The organism is Roseibium sp. RKSG952, from assembly GCF_009711355.1.
Genome location: NZ_SMMF01000961.1, coordinates 86,201 through 104,551, shown reverse-complemented (window position 1 = coordinate 104,551; position 18,351 = coordinate 86,201). Strand labels below are relative to the sequence as shown.

Annotated in this window: 21 protein-coding genes; 16 read left to right on the top strand and 5 right to left on the bottom strand. The window is 53.9% G+C overall.

What is annotated here, in order from left to right; translation table 11 throughout:
- The first annotated feature begins 6 nt into the window (after positions 1 to 6).
- The 4 genes from E1297_RS43125 to E1297_RS43110 all read left to right on the top strand — a co-directional run bounded on the left by E1297_RS43125 (position 7) and on the right by E1297_RS43110 (position 3,664).
- Positions 7 to 1,662 (top strand): alpha-amylase family glycosyl hydrolase, encoded by a 1,656-nt coding sequence (locus tag E1297_RS43125; protein ID WP_155149355.1) that lies wholly within the window; start codon positions 7 to 9, stop codon positions 1,660 to 1,662.
- 3 nt (positions 1,663 to 1,665) lie between these two features.
- Positions 1,666 to 2,748, top strand: a complete 1,083-nt coding sequence (locus E1297_RS43120; RefSeq protein WP_155149353.1) for an ABC transporter ATP-binding protein — start codon at positions 1,666 to 1,668, stop codon at positions 2,746 to 2,748.
- A gap of 218 nt (positions 2,749 to 2,966) precedes the next feature.
- Complete coding sequence (locus tag E1297_RS43115) at positions 2,967 to 3,275, top strand: helix-turn-helix transcriptional regulator (RefSeq protein WP_155149352.1); 309 nt, start codon at positions 2,967 to 2,969, stop codon at positions 3,273 to 3,275.
- Positions 3,272 to 3,664: a VOC family protein gene (locus E1297_RS43110; protein ID WP_155149350.1), complete on the top strand. Its 393-nt coding sequence runs from the start codon at positions 3,272 to 3,274 to the stop codon at positions 3,662 to 3,664. Before E1297_RS43115 ends, E1297_RS43110 begins: the two co-directional genes overlap by 4 nt.
- A gap of 209 nt (positions 3,665 to 3,873) precedes the next feature.
- On the opposite strand, the gene E1297_RS43105 is transcribed toward E1297_RS43110, so the two are convergent.
- Positions 3,874 to 4,860 (bottom strand): aldo/keto reductase, encoded by a 987-nt coding sequence (locus E1297_RS43105; protein ID WP_155149348.1) that lies wholly within the window; start codon positions 4,858 to 4,860, stop codon positions 3,874 to 3,876.
- An 80-nt stretch (positions 4,861 to 4,940) separates the two neighbouring features.
- Between E1297_RS43105 and E1297_RS43100 the strand changes: the two genes are divergently transcribed.
- The 7 genes from E1297_RS43100 to E1297_RS43070 all read left to right on the top strand — a co-directional run bounded on the left by E1297_RS43100 (position 4,941) and on the right by E1297_RS43070 (position 10,294).
- Positions 4,941 to 5,768, top strand: coding sequence for a LysR family transcriptional regulator (locus tag E1297_RS43100; protein WP_155149345.1), 828 nt, complete (start codon positions 4,941 to 4,943; stop codon positions 5,766 to 5,768).
- Between the two features lie 370 nt (positions 5,769 to 6,138).
- The gene (locus tag E1297_RS43095) at positions 6,139 to 7,026 is read left to right on the top strand and encodes an AraC family transcriptional regulator (RefSeq protein WP_196223553.1); all 888 of its coding nucleotides are present in this window, start codon (positions 6,139 to 6,141) and stop codon (positions 7,024 to 7,026) included.
- A gap of 112 nt (positions 7,027 to 7,138) precedes the next feature.
- On the top strand, positions 7,139 to 8,092 hold the full coding sequence (locus E1297_RS43090) for an alpha/beta hydrolase (protein WP_155149341.1): 954 nt from the start codon (positions 7,139 to 7,141) through the stop codon (positions 8,090 to 8,092).
- Positions 8,093 to 8,152: 60 nt separating this feature from the next.
- Complete coding sequence (locus E1297_RS43085; RefSeq protein WP_155149339.1) at positions 8,153 to 8,647, top strand: nuclear transport factor 2 family protein; 495 nt, start codon at positions 8,153 to 8,155, stop codon at positions 8,645 to 8,647.
- A gap of 33 nt (positions 8,648 to 8,680) precedes the next feature.
- On the top strand, positions 8,681 to 9,187 hold the full coding sequence (locus E1297_RS43080; RefSeq protein WP_155149337.1) for a nuclear transport factor 2 family protein: 507 nt from the start codon (positions 8,681 to 8,683) through the stop codon (positions 9,185 to 9,187).
- An 18-nt stretch (positions 9,188 to 9,205) separates the two neighbouring features.
- On the top strand, positions 9,206 to 9,580 hold the full coding sequence (locus E1297_RS43075) for a nuclear transport factor 2 family protein (protein ID WP_155149336.1): 375 nt from the start codon (positions 9,206 to 9,208) through the stop codon (positions 9,578 to 9,580).
- A gap of 21 nt (positions 9,581 to 9,601) precedes the next feature.
- Positions 9,602 to 10,294 (top strand): SDR family oxidoreductase, encoded by a 693-nt coding sequence (locus E1297_RS43070; protein ID WP_155149334.1) that lies wholly within the window; start codon positions 9,602 to 9,604, stop codon positions 10,292 to 10,294.
- A gap of 2 nt (positions 10,295 to 10,296) precedes the next feature.
- Here E1297_RS43070 and E1297_RS43065 read toward each other — a convergent pair whose 3' ends face one another.
- Complete coding sequence (locus E1297_RS43065) at positions 10,297 to 11,133, bottom strand: LysR family transcriptional regulator (RefSeq protein ID WP_155149332.1); 837 nt, start codon at positions 11,131 to 11,133, stop codon at positions 10,297 to 10,299.
- A gap of 90 nt (positions 11,134 to 11,223) precedes the next feature.
- Here E1297_RS43065 and E1297_RS43060 point away from each other — a divergent pair, with 90 nt between their 5' ends.
- Together E1297_RS43060 and E1297_RS43055 are read left to right on the top strand one after the other, a co-directional pair.
- A complete protein-coding gene (locus E1297_RS43060) occupies positions 11,224 to 12,258 on the top strand; it encodes a quinone oxidoreductase (RefSeq protein WP_155149329.1) in 1,035 nt (344 codons plus the stop codon).
- A complete protein-coding gene (locus tag E1297_RS43055; RefSeq protein WP_155149327.1) occupies positions 12,255 to 12,995 on the top strand; it encodes an SDR family oxidoreductase in 741 nt (246 codons plus the stop codon). The genes E1297_RS43060 and E1297_RS43055 overlap by 4 nt, the downstream gene beginning before the upstream one ends.
- A gap of 61 nt (positions 12,996 to 13,056) precedes the next feature.
- On the opposite strand, the gene E1297_RS43050 is transcribed toward E1297_RS43055, so the two are convergent.
- The gene (locus E1297_RS43050) at positions 13,057 to 13,974 is read right to left on the bottom strand and encodes an MBL fold metallo-hydrolase (RefSeq protein WP_155149325.1); all 918 of its coding nucleotides are present in this window, start codon (positions 13,972 to 13,974) and stop codon (positions 13,057 to 13,059) included.
- Between the two features lie 95 nt (positions 13,975 to 14,069).
- Between E1297_RS43050 and E1297_RS43045 the strand changes: the two genes are divergently transcribed.
- Positions 14,070 to 14,966: a GlxA family transcriptional regulator gene (locus tag E1297_RS43045; RefSeq protein ID WP_155149323.1), complete on the top strand. Its 897-nt coding sequence runs from the start codon at positions 14,070 to 14,072 to the stop codon at positions 14,964 to 14,966.
- 149 nt (positions 14,967 to 15,115) lie between these two features.
- Here the strand turns inward: E1297_RS43045 and E1297_RS43040 are convergent, their stop codons facing one another.
- On the bottom strand, positions 15,116 to 16,060 hold the full coding sequence (locus E1297_RS43040; RefSeq protein WP_155149321.1) for an alpha/beta hydrolase: 945 nt from the start codon (positions 16,058 to 16,060) through the stop codon (positions 15,116 to 15,118).
- 118 nt (positions 16,061 to 16,178) lie between these two features.
- Between E1297_RS43040 and E1297_RS43035 the strand changes: the two genes are divergently transcribed.
- Both E1297_RS43035 and E1297_RS43030 read left to right on the top strand, forming a co-directional pair.
- Entirely contained in the window at positions 16,179 to 16,769 is a 591-nt protein-coding gene (locus E1297_RS43035) for a TetR/AcrR family transcriptional regulator (protein ID WP_196223552.1), read from the top strand.
- 168 nt (positions 16,770 to 16,937) lie between these two features.
- Entirely contained in the window at positions 16,938 to 17,192 is a 255-nt protein-coding gene (locus E1297_RS43030; protein WP_155149318.1) for a DUF1289 domain-containing protein, read from the top strand.
- Between the two features lies 1 nt (position 17,193).
- On the opposite strand, the gene E1297_RS43025 is transcribed toward E1297_RS43030, so the two are convergent.
- Positions 17,194 to 17,664 (bottom strand): Dps family protein, encoded by a 471-nt coding sequence (locus E1297_RS43025; RefSeq protein WP_155149316.1) that lies wholly within the window; start codon positions 17,662 to 17,664, stop codon positions 17,194 to 17,196.
- Positions 17,665 to 18,351 lie beyond the last annotated feature (687 nt).

Genomic DNA, 18,351 nt, shown 5'->3' with positions numbered 1-18,351 from the left:
CGTCTGATGAACGTGCAGAACACTGTAGAACTTTCCAAATCAACCAAAGCAAAGTCAGAGTGGTGGCGCGGTGGCGTGATCTATCAGATCTATCCGCGCAGCTTTCAGGACAGCAATGGTGATGGGATCGGTGATCTGAAAGGGATCACACAACGTCTGGATTACATCGCTGATCTGGGTGTCGACGCGATCTGGATTTCGCCCTTTTTTAAATCTCCGATGAAGGATTTCGGCTACGACGTCAGCGACTACCGCGACGTGGATCCTATGTTCGGCTCGTTGGAAGATTTTCGCGTGTTACTCGATCAGGCCCATGCCAAGGGTCTGAAAGTGATGATCGATTTGGTGCTGTCACACACGTCGGATCAGCACCCCTGGTTCGGTGAGAGCCACGCCAACCGAGACAACCCGAAATCCGACTGGTATGTCTGGGCCGACCCTAAACCGGACGGCACACCGCCCAACAACTGGTTGTCTATCTTTGGCGGTTCAGCGTGGCAGTGGGAGCCTCGTCGCCTTCAATATTATCTGCACAATTTTCTGAGTTCGCAGCCTGACCTGAACTTTCACTGTACCGAAGTGCAAGACGCACTGCTGGACGTGGCTCGGTTCTGGCTGGAGATGGGCGTGGATGGTTTCCGCCTGGACACGATCAATTTCTATTTCCATGACAAATATCTGCGGGACAATCCGGCCCTCCCGGCCGAAGAACGCAACGCATCAATTGCGCCTACGGTGAACCCATATAACCACCAGGACCACCACTATTCCAAAAGTCAGCCCGAGAACATCGCCTTCCTTGAAAGGTTGCGCGCACTGACCGACGAATATGAAGGCCGTGCCTGTTTGGGTGAAGTCGGTGATGCACAGCGCGGGCTGGAGATTATGGGTCAGTACACTTCGGGCGATCAAAGGATGCATATGTGCTATGCCTTCGAGTTTCTGGAAAAGCGTGCGTTGACTGCACCTTATGCAAAGCAGGTCTTTGATCAGCTCGAGGAAAAGGCAGGCGATGCATGGCCATGCTGGGCGTTTTCGAACCACGATGTTGAACGTCATGCCTCGCGCTGGGACCTAAACGATGCGGCCATTCGCCAGCATGCGGTTCTGATGATGTGTCTGCGTGGCTCTGCCTGTCTGTATCAAGGAGAGGAACTGGGCCTGCACGAGGCAGATGTTCCGTTCGAGAAACTGCAAGACCCCTACGGTATCGAGTTCTGGCCCGAGTTCAAGGGTCGCGACGGATGTCGCACGCCTATGGTTTGGGCGACGCAGGACGAACATTCAGGTTTTAGCACCGGTGAGCCTTGGTTGCCGGTCAGTACGGCCCAAACGGAAAGAGCCGTAGATCGGCTCGAGGCGAACGACCAATCGATGCTGCACCATTATCGTCGCGCAATCGCGCTGCGCCACGCCCACCCGGCGTTAACTTCGGGTGCGCAGTCCAACATGAAACAGATTGGACCTGTGCTGACATTCCAGCGTGAGGATGCGTCTGAAGCGGTGTTTTGTGCTTTCAACCTTGGAACGGAAGCTCAGCGGGTCGACTTGCCCTTGGGCGATTGGAGGGTCATCGGGCAGGAGCTCGGCGGTAGCGACGGTGCGGGAAGCGTTACGCTGCACCCCGCACAGTTTTGTCTGATGGCTAAGGACAAGGGGTAAACCATGTCAGAACTCAAACTTACGGATGTGGCGAAATCCTATGGTCCGATCGATGTTCTGAAGCATATCGATCTGGACATCGAAAAGGGCGAGTTGATCGTCTTTGTCGGTCCATCGGGTTGTGGAAAATCAACCTTGTTGCGAATGATTGCCGGGCTGGAAAAGATCACCGGCGGCACCTTGGAGATCGAAGGGCAGGTAATGAATGATGTGCCGCCCGCCCAAAGGGGCATTGCCATGGTGTTTCAGTCCTATGCGCTTTATCCACATTTGACCGTGCGCGAGAACATGGCATTTGCGCTGAAGATCGCCAAGATGCCTGCCGCCGAGATCGATGCCGCAGTTGAACGCGCAGCCCAGACCCTTCAACTGGATCCGCTCTTGGATCGTCTGCCCAAGGCCCTGTCCGGAGGGCAACGCCAGCGTGTCGCTATCGGGCGCGCCATCGTGCGAGACCCCAAGGTCTATTTGTTCGACGAACCCCTCTCGAACCTCGATGCTGCGCTGCGCGTTGCAACCCGGATCGAGATTGCGCGCCTGAAAGAGGCGATGCCCGAAAGCACAATGATCTACGTGACCCACGATCAGGTCGAGGCGATGACGCTGGCCAGCCGGATCGTCGTTCTCGCCAACAAAGGCATCGCGCAGGTTGGTACGCCACTGGAGCTGTACGAAACGCCGGATAACGAGTTTGTGGCGCAATTCATCGGATCGCCCGCTATGAATCTGCTGTCTGGCAAAATTTCCAAAACCGGAGATCTGACTGAAGTCACACTTGATGCGGGTGGAACAGCCGTTTCATCCATTCCAACTGAGCCCGAAGAAATGGGTTTGCAGGTCAATGTCGGCGTACGGCCAGAGGATTTTGTTGCCGACGCCGCCGCTGGGTTTCTGGATGGCACTGTCGATTTTGTCGAAGCTCTGGGTGAAGTAACCTTGCTGTATTTTGCCAGCAGGCCGGGGGCTGATAATATCGTCGCCAAGTTTCCTGGCGTTGAAAGAAACCGACGTGGGAAAGCTGTCAAATTGAATGCGGACCCGGGCAAAGTGCATCTGTTTCACAATGGTCTGTCGATGCGGAAATGAGGATCAATCGATCCACTCAGTGCTTAGGTTGATTTGGGTTTGTTTAACCTCAGTCGAGGTGCACAGAAGAGTTAAGGAACTAAGGAGCAACTGATGTTTGCTCTACGGACTCTGGAGCCTTTCTTTTGCTAGTCAATGACGTTCGCATTTCAACGCCCGCAGTTATGCAGTAAATTTACTGCACTTGACATGCAGTGATTATACTGCATATAGGGCGCATGACAGATGACCAGCTCGACTTGATTTTCAAGGCTCTTTCGGACAGCACCCGTCGTCGCATCATCGACCATTTGAGCAAAAGGCCAGCTCAATCGTTGTTCGAGGTGTGCGCGGCCTCGGTTGCAGAGGATGGGATTGCGTTGTCCCGACAAACGGTCTCCCAGCATCTCGCCGTCTTAGAGAAAGCGGGATTGATTGAGATCGAGTGGAAGGGGCGAACAAAGGCGCATTCTCTGAGCGTCAGCGAAGACGACATAGCGGCGGCATCATGGCTCACGAAATACAAACCGAAGGGAACCAAGACATGAAAATCTATGTCACAAGCGTCTTTGTTGACGATCAAGACAAGGCCGAGAAATTCTACACCGAAGTCCTCGGCTTCAAGGTGAAGCACAACATTCCTTTGGGCACCAACCGCTGGTTGACAGTTGTTTCAGAAGAAGACCCAGATGGAATAGAGTTGCTACTTGAGCCAAGCGACCATCCTGCCGTTGGGCCCTACAAAGAAGCGATTGTCTCCGATGGCATCGCCGCTCACTCATTTCAGGTGCAAGACCTCGATGCCGAGTGGAAGAAGCTGACTGATCGAGGCGTGGAGTTCACAACTGAGCCAATGGATGCGGGCGCTGTTCATATGGCTGTTTTTGATGACACTTGCGGTAACTTGATCCAGTTGATCCAGATGAAAGACGCCTGAACAAAGCTAATCCTTGGACGAACGCAACAAAAAGTTGTCGTTCGGCTAATATGCAGGATCTGGTAGATTTAAACTCTCGCAACGCACAAAAACTCAGACATATCACGTTTCTGCGCACGCCGCTTTCAAGGCAGATTGCCGCGCTTTTACGGCGATCAACAAACCACCTCGAAAGCACTCGGTGCGGGTTTTTTGTGCCGTACTTTAGGTTATCTCGGGCGGTCTGGTTCGTCGGGGATGCGCGTGACCAGGGTGTCTATTTCAACCATTGTTTCGACCGGCAAAGCACCGAAGTTTAGTGCTCCTGCAATACCCTCGATTTGCTCTTCTGTCCGTGCACCCGGAATCGGAACATAGGTTTCAGATTGGCCCCATATCCACCCGAGAGCCCCTTGCACAAGTGTTCTGCCATTTGAGGTCAGTAAGTCGCGAACTGCATCTAGTTTTCGCATGAAGTCAGGGTTTGCCTTACCATCCTTGAAGTATTCCATCCAGTTTTCGCCGGATGCACGTACGTCGTCCGATGCCATGGTAGTGTTCTGATCGTATTTCCCTGAAAGCAAACCCATCGCGAGTGGTGAGCGAATAAGAGACAATAGCCTTTCTTCTTGCACTACGTTCTGCATGCGGGGCGCATCAAAGAACACGTTCATGACATATTCAACTGCCTTGAAGTTGTTTCTCGCTGCAACGGCTCGTGCGCTTTGAGAATAGTCGGTGCTCCAGCCGTAGGCGCGTAGTTTTCCGGCGCTTTTCAACCGATCCAGTTCATCGAATACGGCTTCGGCCTTGCCTATCGACATATCGTTCACGTGCAGCAGCATCAGATCGATCCGATCACGGTTCAAACGCGACAGACACCCGTCAACGGCTGGAGAAACTTGATCAGGGGAGAAGGGTTCGAATGAAATCTGTTTGCTCGTCTCATCAATGCCAACTCCGATTTTTGTAACAACCAAGGCATCGGGTCGATGTTTCAACGCTTTACCCAGCAACCGCTCTGAATGTCCTGCACCATACGCAGCTGCCGTGTCGAACAGGGTGACCCCACCATCTAAGGCAGCGTGGATCGTCCGAATGGAAACATCGTCGTCTGAACGGGTGTAACCCAGGGATTGTTCGCCCCAATACATCTTGCCGCCGATTGGCCAGCATCCCATGCCAAGTGGGGAGATTTCGGTTTCGAGAAAATTCATCTGTGGGTCTCCTATGTGACCCTTTGAAAAAATGTGATCTCTATCTTTTCATCAACAGTACAGAATGTAAGCATTGTTTCATGAATGAACGTGACTTTGACTGGGATAACCTGCGGCTTTTTCTTGCGGTCGCCAGAGCAGGTGGACTTGGGCCAGCGGCAGCACAGACCGGCAAGAGTGCACCAACGCTGGGCCGACGTATGATCGAGCTTGAGCGCAATCTTGGGATCGAATTGTTTCGGCGCAAGCCGCGAGGCTATGACCTGACTGTGGATGGGCAAGCATTGCTGGAAAAGGCGGCAGGCATCGAAGCGCGTGTTTTGCCTATCACCGAAACCAGCCTCGCAACTGCACCACCTTTGGTGAAGATTTCGGCTGGAACTTGGGTTACCAGGTTATTGGTAGGTGCTGTTGGAAAGCTCTACGGATCAATACCGGTGCGGTTGCGGTTCATTTCCTCGGAAGAGGTGCTGAAGATCGGGCACCGGGAGGCGGCGATTGGAATTCGAAACCACCGGCCTGAAGAGATTGGCTTGGCTGGCCGCAAAATCGGGCGAGTCCGGTTTGCCGTCTACGCCGTAGATGAGAGTGTTTCGACCTGGGCTAGGGTCTTGTCCAATACACCTTCCGCAAATTGGCTGAGGGAGAATTCGCAAGGAGACGAGGCCATTGAAGTAACTGCGCCGCAAAACGCCCTTGATCTTGCAAATGCAGGAATAGCTCGGGCTGTTCTGCCAACATTCATCGGAAATGCGCAGCGAAAGTTAAAGCCGGTGTCACCTCTGATTGTTGATCTAGAACATGATCAGTGGCTTGTGTCCCACCAAGACGACAGGTTTCTCCCTGAGGTGCGACACGTCATAGATCGCACCTACGCGATGTTGTCTGAAGCTTGTGAAAACGGGTGATTAGACACCTAAAAAGGACTGCATCATATCAGGCTTGTGGTTCTCGATCACGGTCCGGAGCAATCTTGTGTCGTGATAGACAGCACTGTGATGTGGCTTGCCAAAGGCAGACCCCAGTCCCGATAGTGTGCGTAAGTCAGTGCTCTTGAAATTAGAGAAAGTTCAGGAGCGTCCTTGATTTCCAGCGCGGCTGAAGACCCCGCACAACCACTGCTGCATCTTGATTAAGTGCTGGGATTGCATTGTAGGGTGATCTTGTTTTTCTCAGATGGACTTAGTGCAGTTCGGCGTCACTTGATGATATGCTATGGCTTTGTCACTTTGGCTGGGACCATTAAGAATTGATCCCGCCTGCTGCAGGACCCAGAGATTGCCGATAAAATACGCTGACATCTACCCGTCTGAACCGCTGCTCAACAGCGATGCGATGGACCGTCCTTCGGCGGCGGGTCTGATGTCTGTGCGATATTTTCAGGCCGAACCGGATCAGATGCCCGAAGAGGTGTTCGAGGAACATCACGTGCTTCTGAACCTTAATCCCAAGGCACATCGCGTACAAAATTGGCGAGATGGTGAATTGCGCGATTTCACGTTCCTGGTCGACGAGATTGTCGTCACGCCGGCCGGGATGCGATCGGGCTGGCGCTGGCATGAAAAGTCAGATGTGATCGTGATCACGTTGGATCCCGCCAAGATAGAGCAGTTTGCACAGTCCGAGTTAGGCATGTTGCTGGATCCTCAGCAGTTTCGGGATTTGCCACAGTTTTCCGACCCCGACCTTTGCGCTGCTGGTGTCATTCTGAGAGATGCTCTGGAAACGGACGACATGTCCTCCGCCGTTATGTTCGAGGCGATGAGCCGCGTGTTCCTGGTCAAGCTATTGCAAAAATATGGGAAACGCCGCGCAGAAGATGTCGAACTCTCTTCGCGTTTCACTTCGCGGCATTACCAACGTGTTCTGTCCTTTGTACAGCGCCGGCTGGACCAGACGATCACGGTGGATCAACTGGCTGCCGAGGCAGGAATGAGCCCGTCTCATTTTGCTCGGGTGTTCAAGGAAACACTTGGTTCAACACCCATGCAATACGTCATGGCTTATCGGATCGAGCAGGCCATTAAGATGATGGATGACGCTGAACGCCCGTTAGGAGACATTGCTCTGGCCTGCGGATTTGCGGATCAGGCGCATTTCACACGCAGTTTCAAGCAGGTTGTGGGCCAGACTCCGCGGGCGTATCGGGCTGCAAAACCAACCTGAGCAGGATCCTTCAAAAACCCGGCAGTCAGGTGCAATTAATCCTGGCGAGGGCGTCGTATCTCTTTGGTCATAGGGCCTGAGCCCAGTTGAACCAATCAACGGAGATACAACTATGAAACTGACTGCTTTGACCACTGCTACCACGCTGTTGGCTTCCACTGCTGCCATCGCTCAGGTCGAAACTCGCACTGTGACGTTTGAAAACGAAGGCACCACCTTGTCAGGCACGCTGTATCTACCAGAAGAACGTGGTGACGCCCCGCTGCCGACTGTCGTCGTGACCGGTGCATGGACTTCGGTTCAGGAACAGATGCCCGCCAACTATGCCCGCGAAATGGCCGAACGTGGCTTTGCCGCCTTCACCTTTGATTTCCGTGGCTGGGGCAAATCCGGTGACCTTCCAAACAAAGTGCGTTTCGTAGAAAGTCCCGAAGCCAAGACCTCGGACATCAGGGCTGCGTTTGAATTTGTCGCAACCCTGCCCGAAGTCGATGCGGATCACATCAACGGTCTGGGGATCTGTGCCTCGGCTGGCTACATGGTTGACGCTGTGGCGGGCAACCCGCTGGTGGATCGCCTTGGTCTGGTGGCCCCGTGGTTGCACAACAAAGAGATTGTTGAGGCCGTTTATGGTGGGGAAGAAGGTGTTGCTGGCCTGATCGAAATCTCGCATGCCGCTGAAGCCAAAGGGGGCGAGATAATTCCCGCGGCAGGTCCTGAAGGGGCAGAAGGCGTTCTGATGCCGATCGGTGGTTATTATTACGAAAGCGATCGTGGCGCGATCCCGGAATATGACGACAAGTGGAACAATGCAGGCTGGGAAGGCTGGCTGACCTATCACCCTGCCGACAACCCACAGCGTTTGGACAAGCCTCTGGCCATCGTGCATTCGGAAAGCGCCGCCATCCCGCAAGGTGTGCAAACCTTCCTGGCAGGCTTTGCCGGCGAGGCTACCGCACAGTGGCTCGAGGATGTGACTCAGTTCGATTTCTACGACAACCCCGAGGATGTGACCCGCGCTGCTGACACCGTGGCCAACCACTTCCGCCTCGGCCTTGACGGCTGAATTGATCCGGTAGGTGCCGGGCCATGCTACCCGGCATCATCTCATTTCGGAGAAAAACAAATGACCCGCAAAACTCTCGCTACCCTTGTAACCGCAACCCTTGTCGGAGGCGCTGCTATGGCCGGAACACCCGAAGAAAACATGAAAGTCGTTCAGGACTTCTTTGCCGCATACGGCGCAAATGACCTTGGCGGGATCGCTGCCGTCATGGATGAAAACGTGAAATGGTACATTCCGGGTCGCCATCCCCTCAGCGGTACCAAGAATGGTCGCGATGAGGTTCTGGCCTTTTTTGCCCAGCTTGGCATGGCCGGATTTCAGGCAGACCCGATCTATTTCGGTGCTGATGACACCCACGTGGTTGATATTCACCGAGGCTGGTCCAATGCCGAAGGCAAGCCGAATGTCGATACTACCTGGGCGTTGGTCTACCGGATCGAGAACGGCAAGATCGTTGAGGCAACCAACCTCAGTGCCGATCAGGACGCAGCCAACACCTTTTTCTGGTCGCAATACCAATTGGCTCCTGTGCCTGAACGCTTAGCCAATGAGTGAAGTGACGCCTCCAATCGAAGTAAGGACACAGAAATGACCCGCAGAGTTATCGCAACCCTCGCAGCCGCAATCGTTATCGGAGGAGCCGCAATGGCCGACCAAACCGAGATCACCCGCACCTTGACCGACATCGCCGCCGGTGCCGATCGTCACGATTGGACCCGCGTGCGTGATGCCTTTGCCGATATCGTAACCACCGACTACACCAGCCTTTGGGGCGGAGATCCGGTCACTCAGCCCGCAGACGATCTGGTCACAGGTTGGGCTGCTTTCATGCCGGGTTTCGATGTCACTCACCACATGGTGACCAACCACACGGTGAACGAGATGACCGACACCATCGCTAAGGCCGAAGCTGACTTCACTGCCACCCACCGGATTGATGATGGGTTATGGGTGTTGGGCGGGCGCTACAGCTATGAGCTGGAGAAGGACGGCGCCGATTGGAAGGTCACCTCAATGACAATGACTGCCTTATGGGAAACCGGTGACCGCGTCCTTGTGGCAAAGGCTGGCGAACGCGCTGCGGCAGCGAACTAATCCCGAAGATACCGATCCATGTTCAGATTGACGTTTTTGGCAGACCTAGTCACCCTTGCGACCCCGACTTGGGCCGACGACCTGCCCACCGCGATCAGCTGTTACGAGACCGCGACCAACTCACAGAACATTGAAGCATATCTGGCCTGCTTCACTGATGACGCCGTGATGATCGATGTCAATCGCGAGTTCGTCGGACATGATGCTATCCGAGCCTGGGCTGAGCGCGAGGTCATGCCCGGTGGACAGAGCTTCAAACATCTCCAGATCCTGAAATACGAAGACGGTTACGCCAAAACCGAGGTCAATTGGGCCTTCTTAGTGGTGCACTATCACTATTGGTGGAACGGCGAAGGCAAGATCACCAAAATGTCGCTTCAATATGCCGACTGAGAGACTCGGGAGTGCATTCTCATGACCAAACAACGTATTGCCCTTGTGACCGGTGCCAATCGTGGCATCGGTAAAGAAGTTGCTCGCCAGTTGTCACACGATCACGGATTGAAAGTCCTTGTCGGGTCACGCGATCTGGAGAGGGGACAGGCGGCGGCACATCAGATCGGGCACGGCGCGGACACCTTGCAGCTAGATGTGTCAGATCCAACTTCGGTCGTGGCCGCCTTTTCCCGGATCGAAGCTGATTATGGTCGCCTCGAAATCCTCGTGAACAACGCCGGCGTGGATTATGACACCGATCAACAAGCACATACCGCAGATCTCGCTCGCGTTCACCGCGCGTTTGAGACCAATCTTTTTGGTCCTTGGGCTACGACAATCGCCGCGGTACCGCTTTTGAAACAGGGCCAAAACGCCCGGATCGTGAACGTATCTTCCGGAGCCGGGGCGTTTAGCGGCATGTCTTCCGGCACACCGGGCTATGGTATCTCAAAGGCGGCTCTGAATGCTCTGACACTCAAGACCGCAGCGGAATTGAAATCAAAACGCATCCTCGTTAACGCTGTTTGCCCGGGTTGGGTGGCGACTGACATGGGGGGCGGTGGTCGCCCAGTGTCCGAAGGCGCAGCGGGCGTTGTTTGGGCTGCAATGCTCCCTGATACAGGCCCGACTGGTGGCTTCTTCCGAGATGGGCAACCCATTGATTGGTGACATTAGCCGGAGGCCATGTGGTCGATCAGCTTCCTGACCCGCACCGGCAACAAGCGGCGGCTTGGGTAGACCGCAAACATGTCTCTGGTCAGCGGGGTGGCATTCTCTACCTGCAAAGGTTGAATGCCGTCCCCGACCATGTCACGTGGCAACATCGCGATCCCCAGATTGCGGCGAACTGCCTGTTCGATAACATCCAGATCAATGAAATTGTGGGAAATCTGGGTTGGCTGAAGCACCTCTCCGGTTTCGAGTACCCATGACTGTCCCGCGACTAGCGCGGGAAGGTTTAGAAACTCTTCCCGGGACAATTGTCCCCTCAAACCACGGTCAGAGATGAACTTCGCCCCGGCGCAAAAGCAATAGTGCACGGACCAAAGTCGTTTAGCAACGAGGGTGGAATCCGATAGCGGCCCCAGTCGAAAAGCCAAGTCGATGTTGTCGCGAAAAAAATCCAGAAACAGGTTGGTCGTCGTCAGTTCAAACTCCACTTCCGGGTGCTGCTGTGCAAAGTCCAATAGACGGGGACCAATAGTTTTACGGGCGGCCAGCGGTGGGGCTGTGATACGGATCTTGTGTCGCCGTGTATCATCGGCAAAACCCGCAACCTCTTGAAGCGCATCTATCGGATCCTGGCACCGATCCAGCAGACGGCGCCCCTCCTCGGTTAAGCGGACATGACGGGTCGTGCGTTCAAACAGTTTGGAGCCAAGGTGGTCTTCAAGTTCCGCAATCCTGCGGCTGACCCGGCTGAGCGGTATGTCCAATTGTTTAGCGGCGGCGGAAAAGCTGAGGTGATTGGCAACAGCGGTGAACAGGGCAAGGTCGTTGTAGATCATTATCCCATGATTGGGATTATATCTTCCTAAATCAACTATTATCCCCAACGGTTCCGATCTTTATCTTCTCCCTAACACAAGGAGAACATCATGACTTATGCACTCGAAATCACCCGGATCGGTGGACCAGAAGTCTTGCACAAAACTGCACTTGCAGTGGTAGCGCCGGGTGAGGGCCAAGTCCTGATCCGAAACTATGCAAGCGCAGTGAACTTTATCGACACGATCATCCGCCGGGGCGAAATGCCCGAAGGAATGATGCCCGATCTGCCTTTTGTGCCGGGTGTTGAAGGGGCAGGGGTTGTTGAAACTATTGGCGCAGGTGTTGACGGGATTGCGGTGGGTGACCGAGTGGCTTGGATGGGGCCTGTTGGCGCAGGTGGCTATGGTACGCATTCAGTAATCGAAGCGTCATTTGTAACCCGGTTGACTGATGACGTCAGCTTTGAAACCGCCGCTTCGATTCCCGTGAATGCAATGACCGCCTATCACATGCTGGTCAATCTGGGCGCTGCCAAAGCAGGAAAAACGGTACTGGTTCATGCGGCTGCCGGGGGCGTTGGCACTATGGCCCTACAGATCGCAAAACATCTGGGTTTGACAGTGATCGCCTCAGTCAGCACCGACAAGACTAGCTATGCGCGCGAGCAAGGTGCAGATCATGTGATCAACTATCGGAAAGAAGACGTGGCCGCACGGGTAATGGAACTCACCGGTGGACGCGGCGTTGACCTGACGCTGAATCCGGTTTCGGGCGATACGCTCAAATCCGATCTCGATGCGCTGGCCCCCCTTGGAACGGTGGTGCTCTTTGGGTTCCTTGCCGGTCCGCCCGCAGGCAGCTTCGCTGAGGATCTGGCGAAGCATTTCCAGAAGTCGGTGGCAGTGCGCGTCAGCGATATCTACACCTATTTCAGCAATCACCCCAATGCGTTCAATGCAGATATGGCGACTGTATTTGAAATGTTGAAGCAAGGTGTATTGCGCCCGCAGGTCACGACCCTGCCCATTGAAGAGGCGGCAGAAGCACATCGCCGACTGGAAGCGGGCGACACCACTGGGAAACTGGTGCTGCGCATCGACCGACCCATTCAAATCGACCGATTTATGGAAAGACTGAAATGAACACTGTTTTTGAAACTGCCCTTGCAAACAAACACGTCGTCATCGTTGGCGGCAGCAGCGGGATGGGAAAGGCCACGGCCAAGTTGGCCTTAACTCTTGGGGCAAAGGTCACCATCGCCAGCCGCAACACCGCAAAGCTCGAGGCTGCCGCAACAGAGATTGGGAGCGCCGTACAAGTTTCTACGCTGGATATGACGGACGAAGTCGGCGTGAAAGCCTGGGCCGGAAAACTTGGTAGAGTGGACCACTTGGTGATCTCGGCCTCCAGTGCGGCGCACGGAACCTTTACTGACCTGCCGACAGATCAGTTGCGCAGCATGTTCGAGGCCAAGTTTACAGGCCCCTACGTCACCGCAAGACAAGTGCTGCCGTCATTGACCGATGGGGGCTCGATTACCTTCTTCTCAGGTGTCTTGAGTCGCCGTCCTTCCGTGGGTGCGACGGGTCTTGGGGCTGTGAATGCGGCGGTCGAAGCGTTGACTAAAGGATTGGCGCTTGAACTTGGCGGACGCGCGCGCGTGAACTGCATCAGCCCCGGCATGGTCGACACAGAGGCATATAAGGAGATGCCTCAGCAAGCGCGGGATGCCATGTACGACGAGGTCGGTGGCAGCTTGCCGGTTGGGCGTGTGGGGCAGGCCGAAGACATCGCGCAGGCCGTTATCATGGCTATGACAAACGACTATCTGTCGGGCGCAGTGTTGGACGTGGATGGCGGGCATCTGGTGCGGGCCTGAGGCATCTGTCGCAATCGCAGGGGATGAAAGCGCAATGCGCGCTTTCTCCCGCTTGTGACCGTCATGTCAGTGGAACAAAGACAAACCCGTCGCCACTGCGCGTGACGCGCCCGGTTCCGGGGTAACTCAGATGGGTGGCCGAGAAGACGGTTTGATCGTCGGCCAACTGGCCAAGAAGCTTTGTTCGGGTTGCAATCGCCTGTTCCGGATCGGAATCGAGGGCATAGCGCACTGTTGGGTTCGCGAACTGAAGCGCTTCCGAGATGATGGCGTCACCAACAATGAACAATTCCTCGCCATTGTCGGCCAATATACGCACACCGCTGTGCCCTGGGGTGTGACCAACCAGCGGCACCAATGTGATACCACCACCCAAATCCGCTTCGCTCGCATAGGTCTTGATGCGATCCGCAAGCGGGCCTGCGATGGATTGCAACAGATCAATCATGGGCTTGTCAGCATCCGGCGCGGCTGCTGGCAGGTCCGGGTTGGTCCAGAAAGCCCATTCGGCCTCTGCGACATGGATGGTCGCATTCCGGAACCCGCCCGCATCCGGCCCCATCAAGCCGCCGATGTGATCGGCATGCATATGGGTCAGGATGATGTCGGTGATCGTGTCTTTTCCAATTCCCTCAGCAGCAAACAATACGTCCAGTTTGCCAACGGTTGGGAACATCTCGGACAGGGCTGCACCCGAGCCTGTGTCGACAAGGATGGTGCGCTCCCCGTCACGTACCAACCAGACGGTTGCCCCAATGTCGATGGGGTCACCTGCCAACGCCATCGCCGCGCGGTCGGCACCCTGAAAGAAGGCGGATGGGATTTCGAAATGGCCGTCGGACAGCATCGAAACGGTTGTTGCGCCTATTTTCAAAGTAGCGATTTCTGCTGCAAATGCGGCCTTGGGTAATCCGGCGATGGTGGCGGCCCCAAGAAGAGCTGTGGAGAAAGTGCGGCGGGTAAGCTCAGGAGTTTTCATCGGCTGATCCTTTCATGTTTCTGGATCCCAATTTGCTGTTTCCCAAATTTTGAGCTACTGGCATGGAAGACAAAAACTATGCATAAATTGCCATTATGACCGATCAATCACGTATTGCGATTGTCAGATACCGGGGCGCTTTGACTTCAGCCGTTCACGGTATCGAAGAAATGTTGAGTTTTGCTGGAGGTCTTGAACGGTATCGTTCTTTACGTGTGACCATCACCGACACAGTTGTCCCCGGATATGACGCTTATATCCTGCCGCCTGCGGGACAGGAGGTTGATGTCTCAGCCCAACCTGACATTCCAAAATTCCTGAAACAAGAACATACGCGCGGGGCGCTTGTATGCTCGGTTTGCGTGGGATTGGTTTGGTTGGCAGAGGCGGGAGTTATAGGCAATCGACCTGTGACAACCCATTGGGGATTGGAAGCCCTGATGGCCGAGCGCTACCCCGACGCTGCGACGGACGTCGATCAGATCCTGATTGAACATTCTGATCTGGCAACTGCAGGCGGCATGATGGCCTGGGTAGATCTGTCTATGGCGCTCATTGAACGCTTTGTTGGCCGCGATGCGATGATCGAAACCTCGCGCCGGTTTGTCGTTGACGTCGGCCGTATGGATCAACGGCGCTATCGTAGTTTCACCCCGGATCTTTCGCATCAGGATGCTGCAATTCGAAAGGCACAATTGGCCATCGAAAGTGGCTATGCGTCGCGTCTTTCGGTGGATGATCTCGCCCAACAAGCGGGACTGGCAGAACGTACATTCATCCGACGCTTTACATCTGCGACAGGCATGACGCCGATGACTTATGTACAAGCCATCAGGATAGAGAAAGCCAAAGATCAGCTGATCCATTCGACAAAGCAAATCCAGCAAATCGCGTTTGACACAGGGTACGCTGACCACTCAGCCTTTGGTCGAAAATTCCATCAGGCAACTGGGATGACGCCCAAAGATTTTCGACGGAAGTTCTCGGCCTGAGTCGAAGCCGGGAATTTGTTCAGCACACTGAGCAGGTCTTTCGCTAATCGGCACGGTGTCTCAGGTTATTCGAGAAACCGTACCGCCTCGCCGGTGCTGAAGTTCGCCTAAAAAGGTAGAGGTGCAAGTGTGACCTCTACCAAATTTACTCACTTGCTGAAGAATTCCGCCACAGCGTCGGTTGACGCTTTGACGGCATCTGGCTTGTAGTAGAAATCAACATGGCTGAATTCATCGAAGGCCAGTTCTTCATGCTCGTTGGTTAGCTTTTCGACAAATTGGGTCGAGCAGATCGCTGTAAAAGCCGACTTGCTGTAGATCACCAAAGAAGGCTGAACGATCTTGTCTGCATAGGCTTCACCGATTGAAATCAGAGACTGCATGCCCTGATCACCGACATGCATGTTGGTGTAGGTCGATACAGCCTTCGGTCCTTTGACCCCATCGCGTCCGTAATAGTCATAGGTTTCTCCGGCCATCGGATTAACGCCCAGGTCAATAAACTCCTGCCGTGATTGCTCATCGTTGAGACCGAACGGGGTAACATAGTCAGGCTCGCCGGTTTCGTACATTTTCTGCATCGACGCGTTTGCAGCTGCGATCTGCTGATTGGCCATGTCGCGATCGGCCCATTGGAAGCCATCGGCCGCCATCATCCCGGAAACCATTGCGATCTTCTTGATACGGTGGTCGGTAACGGCTGCCGACGCGATGATCGAACCGCCTTGGCACACGCCCAAGCCATAGATCTCATCAACGAAGGACAGGGTTCCAAGGTAGGAAACCGCATCCCATGTGTTTTCTATCAAACGAAACATGTACCGCGATTGCTTGAACTCCCCAGGCAGCGCAGGTGACTCACCCATGCCCAGATAGTCGAAGCCAAGGTAGATGAACCCTCTTGCAGCCATTTCCGGCCCATAGGTTGCAGGAATTTGGTCTTTGACCTGAGGGAACGGACTGGCGCCTACGATCGCTTTGTATGTCTTGGTCTCATCAAAACCTTCAGGAAGATAGAGGTCTCCGACCAAATCCACTCCGAAGGATTTGAAGGTTACTTTGTTTCTTCCAGCTGTCAGGGTTTGGGTTGCCATCTTCATGGTCCTTTCGGGTCGATCGGCATCTCGCCTTGCAAAAGTAAATTACACTGTTTACTTATGAAGTGTGGGACGTGTTTGTAAACACATCTTTTTACTTTTTGAGATGAGAAACGTGAAACGTACTGAAAAGAAAAGAAAAGATATTATCGATGCGGCCATCGAGGAGTTCCGAGAGCAAGGGTTTCTGGGGGCCAAGACGACCACGATCGCCAAGAATGCAAACGTATCGAGTCGCACGCTTTACAATCATTTCGAAAGCAAAGAGGCGCTGTTCGAAGCGATTTCTGAGATCATGATCGAGCGCAACTGGAGCATGGAACCGGTGCCCTACGACCCAGATCGTGACTTTGTCGAGCAATTGAAGGACGCTCTTTGGCGCTACATTGAGGTGATCACGGAAGAGACCGCGCTCGGTTTGAACCGGATGGTCATATCTGAACTAATCCGTGACCTTGATCGATCCCGGCAGTTCTTCACTGAATCCGCAACCCATGACTACCCGATAACAAGGCTGATCAGCGAAGCCATGGATGCAGGTGTAATCCGTCAGACCGACCCGGTCTTCGCGACCAACCAGCTTCTTGCACTAGTCAAAAACTTCTTCTTCTGGCCAGAGTTCTTCCTTGGCGAAAACCCTACGCCCAAAGAGATAATGGACGATTGCATCGCAATGTTTATGGCACATTACAAACCGAAAGATTGAAGCCAGTAGCTGCTGGCTGCTTTAGATCGATTTTGATTACACTAAATGTTGTGACACACCCGGATTAATGGAATGCCTGCTCGACAAAATTAGTGAACTGGACCATTAGCTTCTGATCAACCAGCCACACGCCGCAGATTCAGCCAATCGTATAAGCGAGTATCAGTGATGAGCAAGAAAGTCCCGTCACCCTGTATCGATGTTTGCAAGTTCCGCCGCGAGGGGCATTGCATCGGGTGTTCGATGACAAAAAGCCAAAAGAAGCTTTTTAAATCGATCAAACGACCCGATCAGCAGGAGGCGTTCATACAGATGCTGATCTGTCAGCAGGAAAAAATGGGCCGGTACACCCATTGGGGACCGGCCTATCTGAAAAAGCTGAAAAAGAAGAAGGCCAAAGTGAACATCACTCTGGCCAAATAGTTCAGCGCAGGTGCGAGCGCAGGAACCACGCGAATTTCTCGTGGGTCTGACCGCGGCTGATGCACAGATCTTCGGTGAGTGTATCGCCATGTTCGGCCGCAAGTTCACCACAGCCCGCGAGGGTTGATGCCAGAGTTTCCTGAGCGTCCAACATGATTTTGATCATTTCCTTGTCAGAAGCATCGCCTTCGTGCTCGCTTACCTTGGATCGTTTGAGCATACCGGCCAGCGTGCCTTCTGCGTGCGCATCCAGGGCCTTTACACGTTCGGCCAGATCATCCTGTGCTACGAAGTGATCCTCGTAGATCTTCTGGAAAAGCTCGTGCAGTGGGCCAAAGGCCATACCGGTTACGTTCCAGTGAAAGTTCTGGGCGAGCATGGTTGTCACGGCTGTTTCCGCGACAGATTGGTTCAAAGCGTCTGCAATGGCTGCACGGGAATCCTTGGTGAGGTCAATAGCTGTTTGGGTCATAATACTTCCCTTGATCCTGCTTGTTACAATGCTGATTTGAGGAACAAATACAGCGCTCCTCTCCATATCTAGAGGATCAGGGAATTTTTCCAAGTACTTTTTAGAATAATTCTAAATCCGATGAAATTGCTCGGAAATTGAACGGATTAGAAAGGCCAGGTTTCGTTGTGTCCAGCGCGGAACGCGTGATTGAATCAGAAACCGAAAGCTGTCGTCATCATTCTGTTCAACAGCTTCGAACAAACGTCCAAGCCATGCCTCGTCAAACGAAAGATCGGTTGTTCCGGGCCTATAAAAAACGGGCCGATTTGAGACAGCCTGTCTGAACCCGCGCATGAGCGTTTCCGCATGGCGCATCTTTGCGTCTGCAGGATCAGCCAGCAGCAGTGCACAAGCTTGCTCAAGATCAACACGTGCGGCTGATCTGCTTCGGCGGGCCACTATCCGAAGATGATCAATAATACGCAGCGACCGCTCCGACATCGTCGGAACAGGAGGCGCATAGGCGTATTCTTCAGTTTTGAAACCGATTGCCTGCATCACGTGGGACCGTTTCATTACTCTGACACTCTCAGGTGCCATCATCAGAACCTGACAATAGTAGTAAGGTATAGTTTCATCAAGTAGCGTTACCGATTTTTTGAACAGGTCTTCAGCATTTTAGCAGTTTTCGGGTTCGTCTGCCTC

What these genes read in the sequence shown, in the direction of transcription:
- E1297_RS43125 (WP_155149355.1), top strand. Translation starts at nt 7, where the DNA reads ATGAACGTGCAGAACACTGTAGAACTTTCCAAATCAACCAAAGCAAAG.
- E1297_RS43120 (WP_155149353.1), top strand. Translation starts at nt 1,666, where the DNA reads ATGTCAGAACTCAAACTTACGGATGTGGCGAAATCCTATGGTCCGATC.
- E1297_RS43115 (WP_155149352.1), top strand. Translation starts at nt 2,967, where the DNA reads ATGACAGATGACCAGCTCGACTTGATTTTCAAGGCTCTTTCGGACAGC.
- E1297_RS43110 (WP_155149350.1), top strand. Translation starts at nt 3,272, where the DNA reads ATGAAAATCTATGTCACAAGCGTCTTTGTTGACGATCAAGACAAGGCC.
- E1297_RS43105 (WP_155149348.1), bottom strand. Translation starts at nt 4,860, where the DNA reads ATGAATTTTCTCGAAACCGAAATCTCCCCACTTGGCATGGGATGCTGG.
- E1297_RS43100 (WP_155149345.1), top strand. Translation starts at nt 4,941, where the DNA reads ATGAATGAACGTGACTTTGACTGGGATAACCTGCGGCTTTTTCTTGCG.
- E1297_RS43090 (WP_155149341.1), top strand. Translation starts at nt 7,139, where the DNA reads ATGAAACTGACTGCTTTGACCACTGCTACCACGCTGTTGGCTTCCACT.
- E1297_RS43085 (WP_155149339.1), top strand. Translation starts at nt 8,153, where the DNA reads ATGACCCGCAAAACTCTCGCTACCCTTGTAACCGCAACCCTTGTCGGA.
- E1297_RS43080 (WP_155149337.1), top strand. Translation starts at nt 8,681, where the DNA reads ATGACCCGCAGAGTTATCGCAACCCTCGCAGCCGCAATCGTTATCGGA.
- E1297_RS43075 (WP_155149336.1), top strand. Translation starts at nt 9,206, where the DNA reads ATGTTCAGATTGACGTTTTTGGCAGACCTAGTCACCCTTGCGACCCCG.
- E1297_RS43070 (WP_155149334.1), top strand. Translation starts at nt 9,602, where the DNA reads ATGACCAAACAACGTATTGCCCTTGTGACCGGTGCCAATCGTGGCATC.
- E1297_RS43065 (WP_155149332.1), bottom strand. Translation starts at nt 11,133, where the DNA reads ATGATCTACAACGACCTTGCCCTGTTCACCGCTGTTGCCAATCACCTC.
- E1297_RS43060 (WP_155149329.1), top strand. Translation starts at nt 11,224, where the DNA reads ATGACTTATGCACTCGAAATCACCCGGATCGGTGGACCAGAAGTCTTG.
- E1297_RS43055 (WP_155149327.1), top strand. Translation starts at nt 12,255, where the DNA reads ATGAACACTGTTTTTGAAACTGCCCTTGCAAACAAACACGTCGTCATC.
- E1297_RS43050 (WP_155149325.1), bottom strand. Translation starts at nt 13,974, where the DNA reads ATGAAAACTCCTGAGCTTACCCGCCGCACTTTCTCCACAGCTCTTCTT.
- E1297_RS43045 (WP_155149323.1), top strand. Translation starts at nt 14,070, where the DNA reads ATGACCGATCAATCACGTATTGCGATTGTCAGATACCGGGGCGCTTTG.
- E1297_RS43040 (WP_155149321.1), bottom strand. Translation starts at nt 16,060, where the DNA reads ATGGCAACCCAAACCCTGACAGCTGGAAGAAACAAAGTAACCTTCAAA.
- E1297_RS43030 (WP_155149318.1), top strand. Translation starts at nt 16,938, where the DNA reads ATGAGCAAGAAAGTCCCGTCACCCTGTATCGATGTTTGCAAGTTCCGC.
- E1297_RS43025 (WP_155149316.1), bottom strand. Translation starts at nt 17,664, where the DNA reads ATGACCCAAACAGCTATTGACCTCACCAAGGATTCCCGTGCAGCCATT.